The sequence below is a fragment of the Kitasatospora sp. NPDC047058 genome (assembly GCF_040643935.1).
Lineage (GTDB): Bacteria > Actinomycetota > Actinomycetes > Streptomycetales > Streptomycetaceae > Kitasatospora.
Window position 1 is genome coordinate 1 of sequence record NZ_JBEYVJ010000487.1, and the last position, 4503, is coordinate 4503.

The following is a 4503-nucleotide window of genomic DNA, read 5'->3' on the forward strand; positions in this document are numbered from 1 at the left end:
CGTCGAACCGGCTCGGCGCAGGATCAGCGCCCGGCCGGCTCGTCGAGCGTGTCCTCCACCGGACGGCGCGGGGTGGCGGCGCCGGGCGGGCCGTAGCCGACGCGCAGGACCAGCTGGACGTGACCGGGCCCGTCGGCGGGGTCGCGCAGCACCAGGCGGAGATCGGGCCACTCGACGGGCTGGTGCCAGACCGTCAGGCGGAGGCCGTGCACGGTGGCCAGCAGCCAGACGCGTTCCAGCGCCTGGCCGGTGCGCAGCCAGTCGGCGGGCCGGTCGGCGGCGGTGGTGAGGGTGCAGAGCTGCGGCAGGGCCTCGAAGCGCTCGGACGGCTGGGCGGGTGCGTCCCGGTACGGCGGGCGGCCGGCGTACTCGCGCATCGGGACGCGGGCGTCGCGGTCCTGGGCGCCGAGGGCGGCGAACGGGAGCCCGTCGGTGGCCTCGGCGCCCGCGTCGTCGGTGCGGACCCAGGCGCGGGTCTCGGCCTGGCGGTCCGGGTCGTGGGCGATCCGGTCCTCGGCCTCGGCGGTGATCTCCAGGACGCGGCGGACGCCGTCCTCCTCCAGCACGGCGAGGGTGGCGCCCTCGTCGCGGGCGGCGCCGACCAGTTCGCCGACGACGGCCTCCGGAACGTCCCGGTTGGCGTAGGGCTCGCGGCTGGAGTGCCGGTCGGCGATGGCGGCGTGGAGGTCCCGGCCGAACGGGTGCGCGGCGCGGGCGGGGGCGGAGAGGTCGAGGACGGCGAGCAGCTGCGGGTCGTCCGGGTCGGGGAGCAGCCGGACGACGGGCTCGCGGCCGAGCCGGGCGGCGGCGGCCACCCGCAGGTTGAACAGGGCGGCCCCGGCGGCGATGTGCAGCGCGGAGCCGGCGGGGTCGGCGAGCGGGACGCCGCGGGAGAGGTCGGCGCGCACCTCCAGGCCCCGGCCGTCCGCGGCCGGGCGGAACCGCCACGGCTGGCTGTTGTGCAGTGACGGCGCCGCGCCACCCGCGGCCGCGAGCAGCCGCAGGTCGGCCGGGGTGAGGGTGGGCTCGGTCATCGTGATCGTCTCCTTGCCTCGTGTCCTTGCCTCGTGCCGCGTGGGCGCCTGTCCCGGGCCGCGCGGTGCCCGGGCGGCGGGCCGCCTCCGCGCCCGGCGCGGGACGGCGCGGCCCTGCTCCTCGGTCCGGTCCTCGGTTCCGCTACTCCCGAGCCTGTACCCCCGAGCCTGCCTCCGCGCGGCGACGCGGTGGCAGGGTCCAACGGCCCGGGATCCGCCCCCGCGCGCCGCCACCGCCCGTCCTCCCCGCCCTCCGGGACCGGCCGGGAGCCCTTCGGGACCGGTCGAGAGCCCTCCGGGGCCGGTCGGGCCGGATCAGTCGTGCGGGACCACCGCCACCGGCGCGTGCGCGTGGTGGAGCACCGCGTGGGCGACCCGGCCGAGCCGCGGGCCGAGGTCGTGCGGACGCCGCCGGCGGCCCAGCACCACCAGGTCGGCCGTCGCGGAGGCCTCCACCAGGGCACGGGCGGCTCCGACGCGCACCTCCTCGACCACCTCCGTCCCGGGGTACTGCTCGCGCCACCCGGCCAGGGCGAGGGCGAGCCCCTTGGCCTCCAGCTCTTCCAGGCCGGCCAGCTCGGGCGGCGTCGGGACGAAGCCCACCGTCCCGAAGGCCGGCGGCAGGTCCCAGCCGTGGACGGCCCGGAGCCGGGCGCCGCGCAGCTCGGCCTCCCGGAAGGCGAAGGCGAGCACCGAGTCGTCGGGGGCCCGGGTGTCGACGCCGACCAGCACCTCGGCGCCCGCGCCGGCCGGCTCCTCCGACCCCTCCGGCTCCTTCCGCCCCTCCTCGTGGTCCTCCGCCCGCCGGACCACCACCACCGGCACGGTGCTGCGGGCGGCGGTCGCCATGCCGACCGAGCCGAGCAGCAGCCCGGCGAAGCCGCCGAGCCCGCGCGAACCCAGCACCAGCAGGCCGGCGTCCCCGGCCGCGGCGACCAGACCGTCCACGGCGGCGTCGAGCACCACGTCGGTGTGCACGACCAGGCCGGGCCGGCGGCTGCGCACGGCCTCCGCGGCCTCGGCCAGCATCCGCTGGGCGGCCTCGGGCAGCGCGTCCTCGTCGGCGAAGGCCGCCCGGCCGTCGGTCAGCCAGGGCCAGGCGTGCACCAGCCGCAGCGGGGCGTCCCGGCGGGCCGCCTCGTCGGCGGCCCAGTGAGCGGCCGCGATGCTCCCGGCCGAGCCGTCGACTCCGACCAGAACGGGTGCTGTCATGGGGGGTTCCTTCCGCTGCGGGCCTCGGCGCCTGGGGGGGGTGGGCGGAGCGTCCTGACGCACCGTCCGACGTTCCCATCGTGGCGGTCGGGGCGGGTGCGGCCCCAGTGCCGCACGGCCCGCGCGGCAGGGCCGTTGGTCCCGTCCCGCGGCACGCCGTCCCGTCCGCGCTTGACTGACCCCCGCCGTACCGGAAAGGGGGGCTCGGGCACTACCGTGAAATCCGACAATCCTCCTGGTCGGACGACCCGGGGGCGGGTCCGGACACAGCGGACACAGCGGACAGATCGACGAGGAGGACGCCGGTGAGCGGCGCGGAAGGTACGCGGGCGGACACCGGCGGTCCTGCGGACACGGACCGCCCGCCGGCGGGCACCGTACCCGCCGGTACAGCCGCAACGGCGGGCACGGGCGTCGCCGCAACGGCGGACACAGGCGCAGCCGCACCCGCCGGAGGCCCGCGGATGCCGCGGCTGCGCCTGGACGAGCTGCTGGAGGAGCTCCAGTGGCGGATCGACGCGGCGCGCGGCACCCAGGACCGGGTGCACAGCCTGCTGGAGGCCGTCCTGGCGGTCGGCCGCGAGCTGGACCTGTCCCAGGCCCTGCACCGGATCGTCGAGGCCGCCGCCGACCTGGTCGACGCCCGCTACGGCGCGCTCGGCGTGATCGGCGCGGACGGGCACACGCTCTCGCAGTTCCTGACGGTCGGTCTGCCGCCGGAGGAGATCGCGGCGATCGGGCCGCTGCCGGCCGGGCACGGCATCCTCGGCGAGCTGATCCGCAACCCGCAGCCGCTGCGCTGCCCGGTGCTGTCGGAGCACCCGGCCTCGGTCGGCTTCCCGCCCCACCACCCGCCGATGCACACCTTCCTCGGGGTGCCGGTGCGGGTGCGCGGCGAGGTGTTCGGCAACCTGTACCTCACCGACAAGCGCGGCGGGCTGGACTTCGACGCCGACGACGAGGCGGTCATCGCCACCCTCGCGGTCGCGGCCGGGGTGGCCATCGACAACGCCCGGCTGTACGAGGAGGCGCAGCGGCGCCAGCGCTGGCTGCAGGCGAGTGCCGAGATCACCCGCAGCCTGCTGTCGGGCGCGCCCCGGCTGGAGGTGGTGGAGCTGATCGCGCGCCGGGCGCGGGAGATCGCGGGCGCCGAGCTAGCGGACGTCTCGGTGGCGCCGGCCGGGCCGGGCGAGCGGACGGACGAGCTCACCGTGGAGGTGGCGCTGGGCGGCGATCCGGACGGCCGGCTCGGGGTGACGGTGCCGGTGGACGGCACGCTCTCCGGCGCCGCGTACGCCTCCGGCTCGCCGGTGACCTGTGACGGCCTGGCGGCCGATGCCCGGTTCGCGGCCGGGCCGCCCGGGCGGTTCGCCGGGCTGGGGCCGGCGGTGGCGGTGCCGCTGGGCACCGGGCCGGGGTTCGGGCGGGGTGTGCTGCTGCTGGCGCGGGCGAGCGGCCGGCCGCCGTTCACGGCGGAGGAGACCGGCCCGCTGCTGGGCTTCGCCGACCAGGCGGCGCTCGCCCTGGAGCTGGCCGAACGGCGCCGCGACGCCGAGCAGTTGACGCTGCTGGAGGACCGTGACCGGATCGCCCGGGACCTCCACGACCTGGCCATCCAGCGGCTCTTCGCCACCGGGATGACGCTGCAGAGCGCGGGCCGGCTGATCGAGAGCCCGGGCGCGGCCGACCGGGTCGGCCGGGCGGTCTCCGACCTGGACGAGACGATCAAGATCATCCGTTCGACGATCTTCGGGCTGCGCGCCCACAACGAGCCCGACCGGGGGCTGCGGGCCCGCGCCACCCGCGCCGTCGGCGAGGCCCAGGCGACCCTGGGCTTCGCACCGCGCCTCAGCATGGAGGGACTGCTGGACACCGACGTGCCGCAGGAGCTCGCCCAGCACGTGCTGGCCGTCCTCGGCGAGGCGCTCAGCAACGCCGCCCGGCACGCCCGGGCCGGCCGCGTCGAGGTCGCCCTGCGCGCCCTCGGCGGCCGGGTCACGCTGACGGTCACCGACGACGGCGTCGGCGTTCCGGAGGACGGACGGCGCAGCGGCCTGCGGAACCTCGCCGAGCGGGCCGAACGGGTGGGCGGCAGCTTCGCGCTCCGGCCGGTGGAGACCGGCGGTACCCGCCTGGTCTGGGACGCCCCGCTGCCGGGGTGACGCCGCGTCGGCTGCCCGGGGGCGCCCGGCGGTGGCTGGCGGCAATCACCCGGCGGTGGCGGACGGGGTCCACCCGGCGGTGGCGGGCGGGGTGC

The 4503-nt window shown here is 78.3% G+C and carries 3 protein-coding genes; 1 reads left to right on the top strand and 2 read right to left on the bottom strand.

The annotated features are described in order from the left end of the window. Positions 1-23 precede the first annotated feature (23 nt). Positions 24-1034 (bottom strand): hypothetical protein, encoded by a 1011-nt coding sequence (locus tag ABZ885_RS35975; RefSeq protein WP_360198467.1) that lies wholly within the window; start codon positions 1032-1034, stop codon positions 24-26. A 315-nt stretch (positions 1035-1349) separates the two neighbouring features. After that, a complete protein-coding gene (locus ABZ885_RS35980) occupies positions 1350-2246 on the bottom strand; it encodes a universal stress protein (protein ID WP_360198470.1) in 897 nt (298 codons plus the stop codon). Positions 2247-2710: 464 nt separating this feature from the next. Between ABZ885_RS35980 and ABZ885_RS35985 the strand changes: the two genes are divergently transcribed. Then, a complete protein-coding gene (locus tag ABZ885_RS35985) occupies positions 2711-4408 on the top strand; it encodes a GAF domain-containing sensor histidine kinase (protein ID WP_360198473.1) in 1698 nt (565 codons plus the stop codon). The last annotated feature ends 95 nt before the right edge of the window (positions 4409-4503 follow it).